14 protein-coding genes and 1 pseudogene are annotated in these 16058 nt (G+C 71.3%); 11 read left to right on the top strand and 4 right to left on the bottom strand.

Going from position 1 to position 16058, the window contains the following annotated elements:
• Positions 1-15 precede the first annotated feature (15 nt).
• From H4N64_RS33965 to H4N64_RS33945, 5 genes are all read left to right on the top strand, one after another.
• On the top strand, positions 16-390 hold the full coding sequence (locus tag H4N64_RS33965; RefSeq protein WP_186286381.1) for a four-helix bundle copper-binding protein: 375 nt from the start codon (positions 16-18) through the stop codon (positions 388-390).
• A 114-nt stretch (positions 391-504) separates the two neighbouring features.
• Positions 505-1710: an acyl-CoA dehydrogenase family protein gene (locus tag H4N64_RS33960; protein ID WP_186286380.1), complete on the top strand. Its 1206-nt coding sequence runs from the start codon at positions 505-507 to the stop codon at positions 1708-1710.
• Between the two features lie 9 nt (positions 1711-1719).
• Complete coding sequence (locus H4N64_RS46510) at positions 1720-2238, top strand: oxygenase MpaB family protein (RefSeq protein ID WP_336246875.1); 519 nt, start codon at positions 1720-1722, stop codon at positions 2236-2238.
• Positions 2220-4457, top strand: coding sequence for a serine/threonine-protein kinase (locus H4N64_RS46235; protein WP_186286393.1), 2238 nt, complete (start codon positions 2220-2222; stop codon positions 4455-4457). The genes H4N64_RS46510 and H4N64_RS46235 overlap by 19 nt, the downstream gene beginning before the upstream one ends.
• Before the next feature lie 91 nt (positions 4458-4548).
• Positions 4549-6126: a phytoene desaturase family protein gene (locus tag H4N64_RS33945; RefSeq protein WP_186286379.1), complete on the top strand. Its 1578-nt coding sequence runs from the start codon at positions 4549-4551 to the stop codon at positions 6124-6126.
• Between the two features lie 4 nt (positions 6127-6130).
• Here the strand turns inward: H4N64_RS33945 and H4N64_RS33940 are convergent, their stop codons facing one another.
• Entirely contained in the window at positions 6131-6940 is an 810-nt protein-coding gene (locus H4N64_RS33940; protein ID WP_418896316.1) for an SDR family NAD(P)-dependent oxidoreductase, read from the bottom strand.
• Positions 6941-6994: 54 nt separating this feature from the next.
• Here H4N64_RS33940 and H4N64_RS33935 point away from each other — a divergent pair, with 54 nt between their 5' ends.
• Positions 6995-7846 (top strand): MmyB family transcriptional regulator, encoded by an 852-nt coding sequence (locus H4N64_RS33935; RefSeq protein WP_186286377.1) that lies wholly within the window; start codon positions 6995-6997, stop codon positions 7844-7846.
• 33 nt (positions 7847-7879) lie between these two features.
• On the opposite strand, the gene H4N64_RS33930 is transcribed toward H4N64_RS33935, so the two are convergent.
• Positions 7880-8110 carry a hypothetical protein gene (locus H4N64_RS33930; protein WP_186286376.1) on the bottom strand — a complete coding sequence of 77 codons (231 nt, stop codon included), beginning with the start codon at positions 8108-8110 and terminating at the stop codon, positions 7880-7882.
• A 94-nt stretch (positions 8111-8204) separates the two neighbouring features.
• On the opposite strand from H4N64_RS33930, the gene H4N64_RS33925 reads away from it, so the two are divergent.
• Both H4N64_RS33925 and H4N64_RS33920 read left to right on the top strand, forming a co-directional pair.
• Positions 8205-8468: a hypothetical protein gene (locus H4N64_RS33925; protein WP_186286375.1), complete on the top strand. Its 264-nt coding sequence runs from the start codon at positions 8205-8207 to the stop codon at positions 8466-8468.
• Between the two features lie 47 nt (positions 8469-8515).
• Complete coding sequence (locus tag H4N64_RS33920; RefSeq protein WP_186286374.1) at positions 8516-8731, top strand: hypothetical protein; 216 nt, start codon at positions 8516-8518, stop codon at positions 8729-8731.
• A gap of 51 nt (positions 8732-8782) precedes the next feature.
• Here the strand turns inward: H4N64_RS33920 and H4N64_RS33915 are convergent, their stop codons facing one another.
• Positions 8783-10546 (bottom strand): serine hydrolase domain-containing protein, encoded by a 1764-nt coding sequence (locus tag H4N64_RS33915; protein WP_186286373.1) that lies wholly within the window; start codon positions 10544-10546, stop codon positions 8783-8785.
• Between the two features lie 214 nt (positions 10547-10760).
• On the opposite strand from H4N64_RS33915, the gene H4N64_RS33910 reads away from it, so the two are divergent.
• Positions 10761-11870: a nitronate monooxygenase gene (locus H4N64_RS33910; RefSeq protein WP_186286372.1), complete on the top strand. Its 1110-nt coding sequence runs from the start codon at positions 10761-10763 to the stop codon at positions 11868-11870.
• Positions 11867-13420 (top strand): AMP-binding protein, encoded by a 1554-nt coding sequence (locus H4N64_RS33905; protein WP_186286371.1) that lies wholly within the window; start codon positions 11867-11869, stop codon positions 13418-13420. The genes H4N64_RS33910 and H4N64_RS33905 overlap by 4 nt, the downstream gene beginning before the upstream one ends.
• 311 nt (positions 13421-13731) lie before the next feature.
• Here H4N64_RS33905 and H4N64_RS33900 read toward each other — a convergent pair whose 3' ends face one another.
• Positions 13732-15375 carry a phosphodiester glycosidase family protein gene (locus H4N64_RS33900; RefSeq protein ID WP_186286370.1) on the bottom strand — a complete coding sequence of 548 codons (1644 nt, stop codon included), beginning with the start codon at positions 15373-15375 and terminating at the stop codon, positions 13732-13734.
• 399 nt (positions 15376-15774) lie between these two features.
• Between H4N64_RS33900 and H4N64_RS46945 the strand changes: the two are divergent.
• A pseudogene (locus H4N64_RS46945) lies at positions 15775-15908 on the top strand (IS110 family transposase); the annotation flags it as partial.
• Between the last annotated feature and the right edge of the window lie 150 nt (positions 15909-16058).

Genomic DNA, 16058 nt, shown 5'->3' with positions numbered 1-16058 from the left:
GGTCACCCGCACCTTGTGACCTCGACTACTTCGCAGCAGCAGCTCTTCCAGTACCTGGAGGACCGCTTCGCGTGCGCGCAGGCGTGCACCGAGTGTGCGCGCGTCTGCGCGCTGCGCGCGAGCCTGGCGGCACCGGACGGGACGGCGGAAGAGGAACTCGTACGGCGTAAGGGCATCATGTGTGCGGAGGTGTGCGACGCGACCTGCCGTGTGCTGTCCGAGCACGGCGTCACGGACGAGGAGGGTGTCCGCGTCCAGCTGGAGTGGTGCCGCACGGTGTGCCTGGAGTGCGCGCATGTCTTCGACGGATGGCCCGGCGCGGAGGACGGCGCGCAGGCGTGCCGTGACTGCGCGCAGGCGTGCACGGACTTCCTTGCCTCGATGGAGTGAGGCGCCCTGTGGCTCGGTGCCTCGGATGTGAGGCGTCCCCGGCATTCCCAATTTCTGGAACACGTTCTACGGTGTGCGCCGTCAGGACCGGCCGAGGGGAACCCTGGAGGCGCCGTGCATCTCGACCACACGCCCGAGCAGCAGCGGCTGCGCACCGAACTGCGCGCCTACTTCGCCGAGCTGGTGCCGGACACCGCGCTCACCCATAGCCCGAAAGGCACGGGAGGTGCCCCCATCACCGACCCCGCCGCCCAGAAGCGCTTCTACCGCGAGACCATCCGGCGCCTCGGCGCCGACCGCTGGCTCGGCGTGGGCTGGCCCGAGGAGTACGGCGGACGCGGCCTGAGCGCGATGGAACAGTTCATCTTCTTCGACGAGGCCGCCCAGGCGGGCGTACCCCTGCCGCTGATGGCGCTGAACACCGTCGGCCCGACGATCATGCAGTTCGGCACCGACGAGCAGAAGGCGTACTTCCTGCCGCGGATCCTCTCCGGCGAGATCGACTTCGCGATCGGCTACAGCGAGCCCGACGCCGGCACCGACCTCGCGTCGCTGCGCACGCGCGCGGTGCGCGACGGCGACGAATACGTCGTCAATGGGCAGAAGATCTGGACGACCAACGGCGACACCGCGGACTGGGTGTGGCTCGCCGTGCGCACCGACCCGGGTGCCCCGCCGCACAAGGGCATCACCATGCTCCTCGTCCCGACCGGCGACCCCGGCTACTCCTGCACCCTGATCAACACCCTCGCCGGGCACGACACCACGGCCAGCTACTACGAGAACGTCCGCGTCCCCGTCTCGCGTCGCGTCGGCGCCGAGAACCAGGGCTGGCGGCTGATCACCAACCAGCTCAACCACGAGCGCGTCACCCTCGCCGCCCACGGCACCATGGCGATCCGCGCCCTGCACGACGTCCAGCGCTGGGCGACGGAGACCAAGCTCGCCGACGGCCGCCGCGTCGTCGACCTGCCCTGGGTGCGCCGCCGCCTGGCGCAGATCCATGTCCGCCTCGACGCCCTCAAACTCCTCAACTGGCAGATGGTGCAGGCCGTCCAGGACGGCACCCTCACCCCGCAGGACGCCTCCGCCGTCAAGGTCTACGGCTCCGAGGCCCGCCGCGACGCCTACGCCTGGCTCATGGAGATCGTCGCCGCACCCGGCGCCCTGAAGGGGGGCTCGGCGGGCGCGATCCTGCACGGCGAACTGGAGCGCGGCTACCGCTCCGCCGTCATCTTCACCTTCGGCGGCGGCAACAACGAGATCCAGCGGGAGATCATCTCCTGGATCGGTCTGGGGATGCCGCGGGTTCGGCGTTAGCGTGCGGACATGGGCGATCCCGGGCTGTTCACGCCAGAGTCGGTCACCTGGCAGATGCACGCCGACCCCATGATGTGGGTCGCCGGTGTGATCGCGCTCTACCTCCAGGCGCGGCATCCGCGCGCGGTGCGCGGGGTCATGCAGAACTCCGAACGCCGGCGCCCGGGTGCGCAAAATCCACGACGGGCTGCGCTCCTATCTCCGTACCCACCGACCGGGCCGATCTCGCGGCGTACTTCGAGAAGGTGCGCCCCGACCTCGCGGCCGGAGCCGAGGCACGCGCCCGCGAACCCACCGTCGTCAACCGTCAGTTGCGTGCCACCGGCATCCTGCTGCGCGGCATTCCCGCACATCTGCGCCGGCGACTCCCGCCCGAACACATTCCGCGGGCCATGGCGAGGCCCGGCCCTGGCGCGTGCCCGGCACCGTACAAACTCGGACGACAGCTCGCCATACTGGACGAGCCAGGGGCGGGCGGGGGACCACAGCGACGGGGGCGAGCGCGGGAGATGGGGGACAGCGGGCTGATCCAGGGCCGGTACCGGCTGCTGGACCTGATCGGGCGCGGCGGCATGGGCGAGGTGTGGCGGGCACGGGACGAGTCGCTCGGCCGTCATGTCGCCGTGAAGTGCCTCAAACCGCTGGGCCCGCACCACGACCAGTCGTTCACACGGGTGCTGCGGGAGCGGTTCCGCCGCGAGGCCAGGGTGGCCGCGGCCCTCCAGCACCGCGGAGTCACCGTCGTCCATGACTTCGGGGAGTCCGACGGCGTCCTCTACCTCGTCATGGAACTGCTGGAGGGCCGCAACCTCAGCCAGCTCCTGGAGGACAACAAACACCATCCGCTGCCCGTACCCGCGGTCGTGGACATCGCCGACCAGGTCACCGCGGCCCTCGCCTACACCCACCAACAGGGCATCGTGCACCGCGACCTGAAGCCCGCGAACATCGTGCGCCTCACCGACGGCACCGTGAAGATCTGCGACTTCGGCATCGCCCGCCTCGGCGCCGACATCGGCTTCACCTCCCGGCTCACCGGCACCGGCATCGCCATGGGCACCCCGCACTACATGTCCCCGGAGCAGATCGGCGGTTCGGAGGTCGACCAGCGCAGTGACCTTTACTCGCTGGGCTGCGTGCTCTACGAGATCGCCACCGGAGTACCGCCCTTCGACCTCGACGACGCCTGGGCGGTCCTCGTCGGCCACCGCGACACCCCACCGCGACCGCCCCGCGAACACCGCTCCGAACTCCCCGAGTTCCTGGAGAAGATCGTCCTGGACCTGCTGGCCAAACGCCCCGAGGACCGGCCGCACGACGCCCGCGAGGTGGGCCGCCGGATCGGCCTGGGCCGCGGCACGCCGACGTATGTGCCGACCGTCCTCACCCCACGCCCGGCGCTACGGCCGCCCGAGACCGCCGGCCGCGCGACGCGGCTGCCCTCCTGGACCCAGGGCATGACCACCGGCCACAAGGCCACCTGCGCCGGACTGCGCACCACACCCCCGGACGCCGGAGCGGGACTCACCGGCGAGTGGATCCCACGCCCCGCCGCCGGTCGGCCCGAGGAGCCCGCCCCCGAGGATCCGCCCGCCCCCGACCCGGCGGCGCTCGCCGCGCTGGCCGCACGGCACAACGCCGGGCTCAGCCTCGGCCGGCTCGGCCGCTGGGCGGAGGCCGGCGAGGTCCACCGGGCGGTCGCCGCCGAGCGCGAGCATCTGCTCGGCCCCGAACACCCCGACACCCTCGCCAGCCGCTACCAGGTCGCCTTCACCCTCAGCCGCACCGGCCGCGCGGCCGACGCCCTGCGCGAGTACAAGCACGTCGCCCGGGCCAGAAGCCTCGCCCTCGGCCCGGACCATCCCGAGACACTCGCCGCACGCCAGGAAATGGCCTATGTGCTGGGCCAGTTGGGCCGTCACTTCGACGCCCACCAGGTGTACATCTCGGTGCTCGCCGCACGCGAGCGGACCATGGGCGCCGACCACCCCGACACCCTGCGCTGCCGCCACAACCTGGCCTTCAACCTCAGCCGCCTCGGCCGCCTGGAGGACTCGTACCGCATGGCCCGCGAGGTGGCCGCGGCCCGCGCCCGCGTCCTCGGCCCCGGCCACCCGGAAACCCTGGTCACCCGCTACGAAGTCGCCTACGCGCTCGGCCAGTTGGGCCGCTGGGCGGAGGCCCTGCACACCTACGCCGAGGTCGCCGAGGCCCGCGCCCAGGCGCTCGGCCCCGACCACGCCGACACCCTCGCCGCCCGCTACGAGGTCGGGATCAGCCTCGGCCGCCTCGGCCGCAGCGCGGAGGCCCTCCAGCTGTACCGCGAGCTGATCGACGACCGCACCCGGGTGCACGGCCCCACTCACCCCGAGACCTTGCGCGCCCGCCACGGCCTCGGCGTCAACCTCGGCCGGCTCGGCCGCTGGGAGGAGGCTCTCGCCGAGTCCCGCGACGTGTGCGTGATCCGCGAGCGCGTCCTCGGCGCCGACCATCCGGACACCCTCGTCAGCCGCCGCGAGGTCGCAGTCGGTCTCGGCTGGCTGGGCCGCTGGCCCGACGCCCTCACCGAGTACCGCAGGGTCGCCACGGCCCGCGAGCGAGTCCTGGGCCCCACCCACCCCGACACCCTCCTCAGCCGCAACGACGAGGCCCACTGCCTGGAACAACTCGGCCGCGCGGCCGAGGCGGTCGACCTGTACCGCAGAGTCGCGGCGCTACGACAACAGGGGGCGACGGGCGGGCACTGATCAGGCGGCCTCTTTCGTCGGCTCGGAGCTGACCGGACCTGATCGCTCCGTAGCCCTGGCCGACCTAGATCACCTCGTGTTACGAAGAACCATGCCTGCACACGAGGGACACCCGGGACATCGCGCGTACGACGCCGTCATCGTCGGAGGAGGTCACAACGGTCTGGTCGCGGCTGCCTATCTGGCCCGGGCCGGCCGGTCCGTGCTGGTGCTGGAGCGGCTGGAGCGCACCGGTGGCGCCGCCATCTCCACCCGTCCCTTCGCGGGCGTCGACGCACGGCTGTCCCGCTACTCCTACCTGGTCAGCCTGCTGCCCAAGAAGATCGTGCGGGACCTGAGCCTGGACTTCCGGGTCCGCGGCCGCACCGTGTCCTCGTACACCCCCGTCGAACGCGCCGGACAGGCCACCGGCCTGCTGGTCGGAGGCGGCGAGCGGCGCACCCGGGAGGCGTTCGCGAAACTGACCGGCGGCGAGCGCGAGTACGTGGCCTGGCAGCGCTTCTACGGCCTGACCGGCAAGGTCGCCGAGCGGGTCTTCCCCACGCTCACCGAACCGCTGCCCACCCGCGAGGAGCTGCGCCGCCGCGTGGACGACGAGGAGGCCTGGCGGATCCTGTTCGAGGAGCCCATCGGCGCCGCGATCGAGGACCGCTTCTCGGACGACCTGGTGCGTGGCGTCGTCCTCACCGATGCCCTGATCGGCACCTTCGCCGACGCCCACGACGCGTCCCTGAAGCAGAACCGCTGCTTCCTCTACCACGTCATCGGCGGCGGCACCGGCGCCTGGGACGTGCCCGTCGGCGGCATGGGCGCCCTCACCGATGCCCTCGCGAAGGCGGCCCGCGCGGCCGGCGCCGTCGTCGCCACCGGCCACGAAGCCGTCCGTATCGACACGGACGGCGCAACCGCCGAGGTCACATACCGCACCGCCGACGGGGAGGGCGTCGCCGTCGCCCGGCACGTCCTGGTGAACGCCTCCCCGCAGGAGCTGGCCGCGCTGACCGGCGGCACGTCCCCGGAGCCCGCCGAGGGTGCGCAGCTGAAGGTGAACATGCTGCTCAAGCGGCTGCCCAGGCTGCGGGACAGTTCCGTCGACCCGCGCGAGGCGTTCTCCGGGACGTTCCACATCGCCGAGGGCTACGAGCAGTTGGCCATCGCGCACGCCCAGGCCGCCGCCGGTGAACTGCCCGCCGCCCCACCCTCGGAGATCTACTGCCACTCCCTCACCGACCCGACGATCCTCGGCCCGGACCTCGTGGAGCGCGGCTACCAGACCCTCACCCTCTTCGGACTGCACACTCCGGCCCGGCTCTTCGCGCGGGACAACGACGCCGTACGCGAGGAACTGCTCAAGTCGACGCTCGCGCAGCTCGACGCCCACCTGGCCGAACCACTCGCCGACCTGCTGGCGACGGACGCCGAGGGACGGCCCTGCATCGAGGCCAAGACCCCGCTGGACCTCGAGCGCGACCTGCGTCTGCCGGGCGGCAACATCTTCCACCGCGACCTGTCCTGGCCCCACGCCCAGGACGGCACCGGCCGCTGGGGCGTGGAGACGGAGCACCCGAACGTCCTGCTGTGCGGGGCGGGCGCGGTGCGCGGCGGGGGAGTGAGCGGGGTGCCGGGACACAACGCGGCGATGGCGGTGCTGGAGCAGGGCGAGGCCTGAGGGGTCAGGACACCATCCCGCCGTCGACCCGCAGCACCGTGCCGGTGACGTAGGAGGCGCGGTCGCTCAGCAGCCAGGCGGCCGCCTCGGCGATTTCCTCCGGGGCGGCGGCGCGGCCCAGCGGCGTCCGGGCGTTGAACTGGTCGATGACACCGGGCGTCCTCGCGTCCCACTCGCGCAGCATCTCGGTGAGCGTGGTGCCCGGCGCGACGGCGTTGACCCGGATGCCCTCGGGTCCGTACGTGGCGGCGGCGGACGCGGTGAGGCTGTTCACCGCGCGCTTCACGGCGCCGTACGCGGGCAGCCAGGGGTTGGCCATCAGGCTGCCGACGCTGGAGGTGTTGACGATCGCCCCGCGTCCCGAGGTGGCCCGCATCGCGGCGATCTCGGCATTCATGGCGAGCCAGACGCCCTTGAGGTTGACGGTGTAGACGTGGTCGAAGTCGGGCTCCGGGAGCTGGTCCATCGGGCCGGGCTGCTGCGCCGTCGCCGCGTTGTTGAAGGCGATGTCGAGCCTGCCGTACAGCTCGACGGCCCGGTCCACGGCGGCGCGCAGACTGTTCGGGTCCGCCAGATCGCAGACGATGTGGTCGGCAGTGCCCCCAGCGGACCGGATCTCCTCGGTGACCGCCTTGAGCTGGGTCTCGGTGCGGGCGGCGAGCAGGACCCGGGCGCCCTCGCGGGCGAAGAGCCGGGCTGCCGCGGCACCGATGCCTCGTCCGGCACCGGTGACGAAGGCGACCTTGTCGGCGAGCAGGGGAGTGATCGTGGTGTTGTTCATGCCGATGAGCCTGCGCCCCGGCCGAGCGCCCATCCAGGCACCGCCAGTACCTGGCTGCCGCCACCCGCGCCCCCGCACACTGAAAGCGTGGACCGACGAGAACTGGCCGACTTCCTGCGCGGCCGACGCGAACGCATCACCCCCGCCGACGTGGGCCTGCCCGCCGGGCCGCGCCGCCGCACCCCGGGGTTGCGCCGCGAGGAGGTGGCCCAGCTGGCGTACATCTCCACGGAGTACTACACCCGCCTGGAGCAGGCCCGGGGCCCGCACCCGTCCCGCGAGGTGCTGGCCCAGCTCGCCCGCGCCCTGCGCCTGTCGGACCCCGAGCGCGACCACCTCCACCATCTCGCCGGGACCCCGCCGGGCCCGCCGCCCGGGCCCTCCCGGGAGGTGCGGCAGAGCATCGTCGACCTGCTGGCCCGGCTGCCGCAGGCCGCGGCGATCGTGATCTCGGCGACGTACGAGGTCATCGCCTGGAACGACCTGGCCGCCGCGCTCATGGAGGACTTCTCCGCGCTCTCCCGCCGCGACCGCAATCTGATCCGGCGCTGCTTCCTCGGCCCCTACCGCGAGGGACGCCCGCTGTACGGCATCTCCGACGCGGGTGACTTCGCCAGCGCGGCGACCAACGACCTGCGCGCCGCGGCGGCCCGCTACCCGGACGACCCCGAGGTGACGGGTCTGGTCGCCGAACTGATCGCAGGCAGCGAGGACTTCGCCCGGCTGTGGGACCAGCACTGCGTGATCACCCGGCCCGCCCTGCGCAAGACCTTCGAACACCCGCTGGTCGGAACGGTCGAGGTCAACTGCGATGTCCTGGACATCAGCGACCGCGACCAGCGGGTCGTGATCTACACCCCCGAGCCGGGCTCACGCTCCGAGGAGGCGCTGCGCCTGCTGTCCGTCGTCGGCACCCAGCGCATGGACGTGCCCGGCTGAACTCCCGTCGCCCCCGGCGATGGCGTCGCGGCTTCACGCGGCGTGGAGTTGCCGATCGTGGCCGGCAACGGCGCGGACCTCGGCGATCAGACGCGTGATCAGGGGCGCCGGGGCGTGGTCGGGCCACACCACCGCGAGGTCGAAGGGCTCCGCGTCCGTGACCGGAATCCAGCGCACGTTGCCGGCGGGCATCAGCGCGTGCAGCGGTTGCGGGGCGAACCAGACGCCGTGGCCGCGGCCGACCTCCAACAGGCAGTCCTCCACGGCCGGCACGATCGGGCCGCGTGGTGCGGGGCGGCCCTGGGGGTCCGCGAGCCAAAACCGCAGATCCTCACTCGACTGGCCGACCGCTTCCCCGATGCGCGGACGATGTACCCGGTACCTCCAGCGGTTCCGAGGCCTCGTCCGGCCGGCCGTTGCCCCGGACTCGCCCGAGGGGGGCACGGTCACTTCCGACGAGCAGAGGTCGGTCATCGCCGAGATGGAGCGCGCCTACCCCGGCCATCCCCGGGTCGCGGACCTTCCGACCATCGTGCAGGAGAACATCAGGGCCGTCGCGCGGGAGCTGACCGCCGAGGACGCCCCCCGGGTTCCCGCCGCCTGCGCGGATCCGGCACGGTAGGAGCACCACATCGTGCGCCCCACCCGCCCTACCGGCACTCTGGCGTCATGGCCACCGATCGTCCTGTCGCAGTCCTCCCGCCCGCCGCGGACGGCGGTCGGCGCGTCCGTATCGACGGCCGTTACGTCGGCATCGCCTACCGTCTGCTCGACGTCGCGGCGTTCGTACAGGAGGCCGGGCTGCAGGACTGGGACGAGATGGACGTCGTGCAGTCCTCGCTGATCGACTGGCAGGGCGGCGGCCCGGAGGTGTGGGAGCCCTGAGAGGGTCTGGGGGAAGCGTCCAAGCGTGCCGTGGACGCCCCGGCCGAGCCGTCAGTCGGTGGATGCCGTCCAGCCGGATGCCGTGATTCGCGCCGCGTCCGCCGGACGCGCCTCGTCGAACAGCACCCCGTCCGGGTCCTCGACGCGCAGTCCGTCCACGTACGCGCCCCGGCCGACGTAGAGCCGGTCCGTGGCGTACCGCCAGCGCAGCGCGAGCTGGTGCGCGGCCGGGAGGTCCGCCGCCAGCCGGTGCCAGACGCGGCCGGACCAGCCGGTGACCATACCCGCCGCACGCTCCTGCGGCTCCCCGCCGGGGCGGGCCGTGGTGAACGGCACCGGCTGCCAGGTCGCACCGCCGTCCGCGCTGGCCTCCAACACCAGGACGTCCGCCTGCGGCTCGGTGTCCCACCACAGGGCACATCGCAGCCGGGCCCCGCCCGCCGAGGTGTCCAGCGCGGGCAGTGCGAGGGTGGCGGTGGTGGAGCTTGCCATGCCGGAGAACCAGGCGGTACGGCCATGACGCGGGCGGACGGGTACGGCTCGCGCCAGATTGTTGGCGGCGGCCACCCGAGGCGCCGAACCGGACCGCCAACCGCGCACCGGATGCACCGAGTTGCCGAGCGCCACCAGGAACGAGTCGGTCGTCGGGTCGAGGACCAGCGATGTGCCGGTGAACCCGGTGTGGCCCGCGGTGCGCGGAGTGGCCATCGCGCCCATGTACCAGTGCTGGTAGAGCTCGAAGCCGAGACCGTGCTCGTCGCCGGGGAAGGCGGTGTTGAAGTCGGTGAACATCAGCTCCACCGACTCCGGTTGAAGGATGCGCGTGCTGCCGTACGCGCCGCCGTTGAGCAGTGTCCGGCCGAGCACCGCCAGATCCCAGGCGCAGGAGAAGACGCCCGCGTGTCCGGCGACGCCGCCGAGGCTGAAGGCGTTCTCGTCGTGCACCTCGCCCCACACCAGCCCCCGCTCAAGACCCGACCAGGGCTTGCGGGCGTCCTCCGTGGCGGCGATCCGGGGCTTCCAGGACGCGGGCGGGTTGTAGCGGGTGCTGTTCATGCCGAGCGGACCGGTGATCTCCTCGTGGAGCAGGGCGTCCAGCGGGCGGCCGGTGATCTTCTCCAGGACGAGCTGGAGGGAGATCAGGTTGAGGTCGGAGTAGAGGTAGCGGGTGCCCGGCGGATTGAGGGGGGCCTCGTTCCAGATGAGCCGGAGCTTCTCCTCGTAGGTGGGCGCGTTGTACAGCGGGATCCAGGCACGGAAACCCGAGGTGTGGGTGAGCAGTTGACGGACGGTCATGTTCTGCTTTCCCGCCGCCCCGAACTCCGGCAGACAGGAGGCCACCTTCGCCTCCAGCTCCAGCGCGCCCCGCTCGATCTGCTGCACGGCGAGCATCGAGGTGAACAGCTTGGACACCGAGGCGAGGTCGAAGACGGTGTCCTCGGCCATGGGGATCTGCTGGTCGGCCGGGAATTCGACGCCGGTGTCGGTCTTCTCGTCGTACGCCGAGTAGCGCACCGCCATCCCGATCGGCTCGTGCAGCGCGACGGTGCCGCCCCGCCCGGCGAGCAGCACGGCGCCCGCGTACCAGGGGTGCTTGGGGGAGGGGCCGAGGAAAGCCCGGGCATCGGTGACGAGTTGACGAAGGTGGGCGGGGAGGAGTCCGGCCCGCTCCGGGGAGCCGTGGCGCAGGGTGCTGCGGCCGGAGGACGCGGCCGCCGGTCCCGCCGGGAAGGGGGCGATGGCCAGGGCGCCACCCAGGGCCAGGGCCCCTCGGGTCAGTTGACGCCGGGTCAGGCCGTGTCTGTCGTCGGTCATCGAGGATCCTCCCGCGAGTCCGCCTGAAAGTATCTTTCCGGGATCACCTTGCGCGCTGAAACTTTCGTGTCAGACGGGGGTCGTGTCAACCGGGCGTTCGCCGCAATAAATCTGAAGACCCGTCAGGAAACAAATCCGACACGGCTCAAAATAAATCTGACGATCCATCAGAGAACCCCTTCCGTCCTCCTGAGGACTCCGGCATCCTGCGCCCATGCAGACGGAGCTGAGCAAGCAACTGGGAGTCGAGCACGCCGTCTTCGGCTTCACGCCGTTCCCCGCCGTCGCCGCGGCCATCAGCAGGGCCGGTGGCTTCGGGGTGCTCGGCGCGGTCCGCTACACCGCCCCCGACGACCTCAAACGCGACCTCGACTGGGTCGAGGCGCATGTCGACGGCAGGCCCTACGGCCTGGACGTCGTCATGCCCGCGAAGAAGGTCGAAGGCGTCACCGAGGCCGACGTCGAGGCGATGATCCCCGAGGAGCACCGCGCGTTCGTGCAGGACACCCTCGCCAAGTACGGCGTGCCCGAGCTCGCCGAGGGCGAGGCGTCCGGCTGGCGGATCACCGGCTGGATGGAGCAGGTCGCCCGCACCCAGCTCGACGTCGCCTTCGACTACCCGATCAGACTGCTCGCCAACGCCCTCGGCTCACCGCCCGCGGACGTCGTGGACCGCGCCCATGAGCAGGACGTCCTGGTCGCCGCTCTCGCGGGCAGCGCCCGCCACGCCCGTAAGCACCAGGAGGCGGGCATCGACATCGTCGTCGCCCAGGGCTACGAGGCCGGCGGCCACACCGGTGACATCGCCTCCATGGTGCTCACCCCCGAGGTCGTCGACGCCGTCGCCCCGCTGCCCGTACTGGCCGCCGGGGGCATCGGCAGCGGCCAACAAGTGGCCGCCGCACTCACCCTCGGAGCCCAGGGTGTGTGGTTGGGCTCCATATGGCTGACCACCACCGAGGCCGACCTCCACTCCCCGGCCCTGACCCGCAAGCTCCTCGCCGCGGGCTCCGGGGACACCGTCCGCTCCCGCGCCCTGACCGGCAAACCCGCCCGCCAGTTGCGCACCGCCTGGACCGACGCCTGGGACGACCCGGCCGGACCGGGCACCCTCCCGATGCCCCTCCAGGGGCTCCTCGTCGCCGAGGCCGTCTCCCGCATCCAGCGCTACGAGGTCGAGCCGCTCCTCGGCACGCCCGTCGGCCAGATCGTCGGCCGGATGAACAGCGAACGCAGTGTCCAGGCCGTCTTCGACGACCTCACCCGGGGTTTCGAGCAGGCGGTGGACCGCATCAACCGCATCGCCGGAAGGAGCGGCCAGTGACCAGCGCACCCCCCGTGGGCTTCTGGGCCCAGGCGACCCAGGACCCCGACCGTACGGCCCTCATCGCCCCGGACGGCGAGGAGTGGACCGCCGGACGGCTGCACTCCGCCGCCAATCGCCTCGTCCACGGTCTTCGCGCCGCGGGACTTGAGCGAGGGGACGCCTTCGCGGTCGTACTCCCCAACGGCACCGAGTTCCTCACCGCGCATCTCGCCGCCAGCCAGGCCGGGTTCTACCTCGTGCCGGTCAACCACCACTTCGTCGCCCCGGAGATCGCCTGGATCGTCGCGGACTCCGGCGCCAAAGTGCTCATCGCGCACCAGCGGTTCGCCGAACCCGCCCGCCAGGCGGCCGACGAGGCCGGACTCCCGGCCACCCACCGGTACGCCGTCGGCGAAGTCGAGGGGTTCCGCCCGTACCCCGAACTCCTCGACGGCCAACCGGAGTCGGCCCCCGGCGACCGCACCCTCGGCTGGGTCATGAACTACACCTCGGGCACCACAGGCCGCCCGCGCGGCATCCGCCGCCCGCTGCCCGGCAAGCCTCCCGAGGAGGCGTACCTCGGGGGCTTCCTCGGCATCTTCGGCATCAAGCCGTACGACGGCAATGTGCACCTGGTCTGCTCGCCGCTCTACCACACGGCCGTGCTCCAGTTCGCGGGCGCGTCCCTGCACATCGGCCACCGACTGGTGCTGATGGACAAGTGGACGCCTGAGGAGATGCTGCGCCTGATCGACCGTGAGAGGTGCACGCACACCCACATGGTCCCCACCCAGTTCCACCGCCTGCTGGCGCTGCCCGCGCCGGTACGTAGGTCGTACGACGTCTCGTCCATGCGGCACGCCATCCACGGCGCCGCGCCCTGCCCCGACCATGTGAAGCGGGCGATGATCGACTGGTGGGGGAGTTGTGTGGAGGAGTACTACGCGGCCAGCGAGGGCGGCGGCGCCTTCGCCACGGCGGAGGACTGGCTGAAGAAGCCGGGAACCGTCGGCAAGGCGTGGCCCATCAGCGAGTTGGCCGTCTTCGACGACGACGGCAACCGGCTGCCGCCAGGTGAACTCGGCACCGTCTACATGAAGATGACCACCGGCGGATTCGCCTACCACAAGGACGAGACCAAGACGCGCAAGAACCGCATCGGTGACTTCTTCACCGTGGGCGACCTGGGACTGCTCGACGAGGACGGCTACCTCTTCCTGCGCGACCGCAAGATCGACATGATCATCTCGGGCGGCGTGAACATCTACCCTGCCGAGATCGAATCCGCCCTGCTCGCCCACCCCGCCGTCGCCGACGCCGCCGTCTTCGGCGTACCGCACGATGACTGGGGCGAGGAGGTCAAGGCCGTGGTCGAACCGGCTCCCGGCCACGAGCCCGGCCCCGCCCTGGCCGCGACCCTCCTCGACCACTGCGCCGACAGGCTGGCCGGCTACAAGCGCCCCAAGTCCGTCGACTTCATCACGGAGATGCCCCGCGACCCCAACGGCAAGCTGTACAAGCGGCGGCTGCGGGATCCCTACTGGGAGGGGCGGACCCGGGCGGTGTGACGCGGCGCGGCGCGGGTGGTGGCGAGTGATGTGACCTCAGTAGTTCCAGCTGACATCCCCGGATGACATCAATAGCACCGGAGGCGGGCACCCATGCACGGCCCGGCATGTTCGCCCCAACTGCCCTACCGCGCTGCCGGGCTGCGCTCGGATCGAACTCCTGAAGCGGGTGTCGCAGATTCGAATCCTGCCGGGGGCACAGAGGGAACGTCCTGGTCAGGGACGTTTCGCCCATGCCTGTCTGAGACTGCTCAGGCGGGCAGTACACATTCTGTGCACCCCACAGGGACCGCTTCAGACTGTCGTGGAGGCTACTCCTTGCGGGCGGCCTCGGGCAGCACGACCAGGGCGTCGCCGTCAGGGCGCTCGCCGCTGTTCTCACTGGGGATGCCCTGCAGTTCGTTGTTCACGACCATCGCCGTGGAACCGCCGCCGTCGAGGTTGATCGCGTCGACCGCGCCCAGGCTGCGCATGACCTTGGCGGTCTCGTCGATGGTGAGGCCGACGCTGTGCCCGGGCCGACGGCCGTCGGCGGTCAGCAAGATGATGCGTCCGTCCTCGGTGATACCGGCCGCGGTGCGCGGGTTACGGCGCAGATACCAGCCGTTGTAGAAGTTGGCGCGGTCCGAGCCCTCGATGTCCTCCGGGCTCCAGCCGTCGCGCACCGGGTCGAGCACGATCTCGCCGTCGCGGAGCAGCAGCGGACCGCCGTTGATGATCGAGGTCTGCGGGGAGAGCGGCAGCGGCGCCCTGGTCTCGCTGTCCACCACCGCGCTGCGCACGGTCAGCGGAGCGCCCACTTTGGCGTGGGCACGCAGCCACTCGGCGGACGTCCCGGTGGCTTGCAGGACGGTGCCCTTCTGGGGCACCGAGCCGCCGCGGCTGCCCTGGACCTCGGCCACCCGGCCGTTCTCGTCCAGGGTGGCCTGGAAACCGGATCCCTCCGGTGCGCTGTCGCCGAACTTCGGGGTGACGGCGATCAGTTCATTGAGGTTGCCGCAGGTGTAGTCGTGTGCGGCGTGGGAGAATGGGGTGGCATCCCCGACTCCACCGCAGTTGACGATCAGGCCGGCCTGCCGGTTGAGACCGGTGATCTCGCGGGAGGCGCCGTCGTTCGCGCGGACCGAGAGCTTGGTCCGCAGCCGCTTCACCGATGCGCCCCTGCCGGAGTCGGTCGGTACGACCAGGGCAGGCCGGTCGGTCACAGCTTCGGAGACGAGCTCGCCATTGACCACCGAGACACCGGCGAGGTCGCCGTCGGTGCCGGTCAGCCAGTTGCCGGGGGCGTTCTTCCCGTTGTCTATGACGAAGTAGCCGCCGTTGATCGCAGCGAGGGCGCCAGTGCGCTTGGCGACCGAGCTGGTGGTCTCCCTGCCCGGAACGATCTCCGTGCCCAGCTCCGAGCCGAGGCGGCCGCGGAACGTGGCAGGGTCGATGACCATCACATCCACGGACCAGGGGCCCTCAGTCTCGTGGCCGTCCTCACCGCTGTTCTGAACCCTGGGAGTCATCCCCTTGGCCTTGACCTCGTCCGCCAGCCTCTGGGCCGCGTCCTTGTCCCGGTACTTGCCCACCCGCACCATCCAGCCCAGCGGCTGGTCGCTCGGGCCCTTGGGGTCCGGACCCGCGGTGACATCACGGCGCGGCTCGTAACCGGCGTCGCGCGCCTGCTGCTCCAGCTTCGCGGCCTCTTCCTCGGTGGTGCCGACGCCGATCGTGACGGTCCAGAAATCGTCCGCCGAGGTCCTGCCGCGCTCGATCGCGACGTGGGTCACACCGGGAGCGACTTGGCGTTCACTGCGGGTCTCGTCCAGCGTGGCGGGGCCCAGCGGGAGCTCGCCGGAGGGCAGGGCGGTCGCCGACGGGGTCGCCACCGCAGTGGCGATCGAGGCAGTGACGAGGCACGCGGCCACCGCCCCGCCAACCAGTCCGCGATGTGGGGTGAGCTTCTTCATCTGACGTGCCTTCCGTACTGCCGGTGGGACTGTTGCCGAGGTGGCTGGCTCACCATGGGAGACACACGCGACGTGAATCCAGCCAATTGGGATGGAGTAGGTGAATCAGAAGCTTCCAAATGAAAATCACTGGCCAGATGCAGCGGGTATCGCAGGTGCGAATCCTGTGGGCACAGAGAAACACCTGGTCAGCGAACCAGCGCACCTTCGGTGCGCGCCGGGGCGTGGTAAATCCCATGGCGCGCGCCGGAGGTGCTTCTGTCTGCCCTGACGTGGGCTGATGCCTCTCGGGGACGCTGGAGGGGTTCGTTCCGGCCGAAACCGACGCTTCTGTGATGCCGGTGAGCTCGCAGATCAGCATGGTGCTGAGGACCGTCCGGTGAGGGAGGGAGCAAGGCCGTGGACGTGCTGCGCGAACGCTGCGCCGGCCTCGACATCAGCAAGAAGGACGCCAAGGCGTGTGTGCGCACCCCGAGTACGAAGCGCTCGGGGGGTCCTTCACGACCGAGACCACCACGTGGGGATCGACAACGAAGCGCGGTCCTCGCCCTGCGGCGGTCGCGGTCCGCTCCAGGGGAGTGCGTGGCTCGATGCCGGGGTCCTTGTCCGCCTCGGCGAACCTGACGTCGAACCGCTCCTTGCTGAGCGCGCGGCCGAGTTCGCTGGTCCACATCCCCGCCGTC

Source organism: Streptomyces cupreus, from assembly GCF_014257025.1.
Taxonomy (GTDB): Bacteria; Actinomycetota; Actinomycetes; order Streptomycetales; family Streptomycetaceae; genus Streptomyces; species Streptomyces cupreus.
Note: the sequence above shows the minus strand (reverse complement) of the source record. Positions and strands in the feature narration are given on the sequence as shown.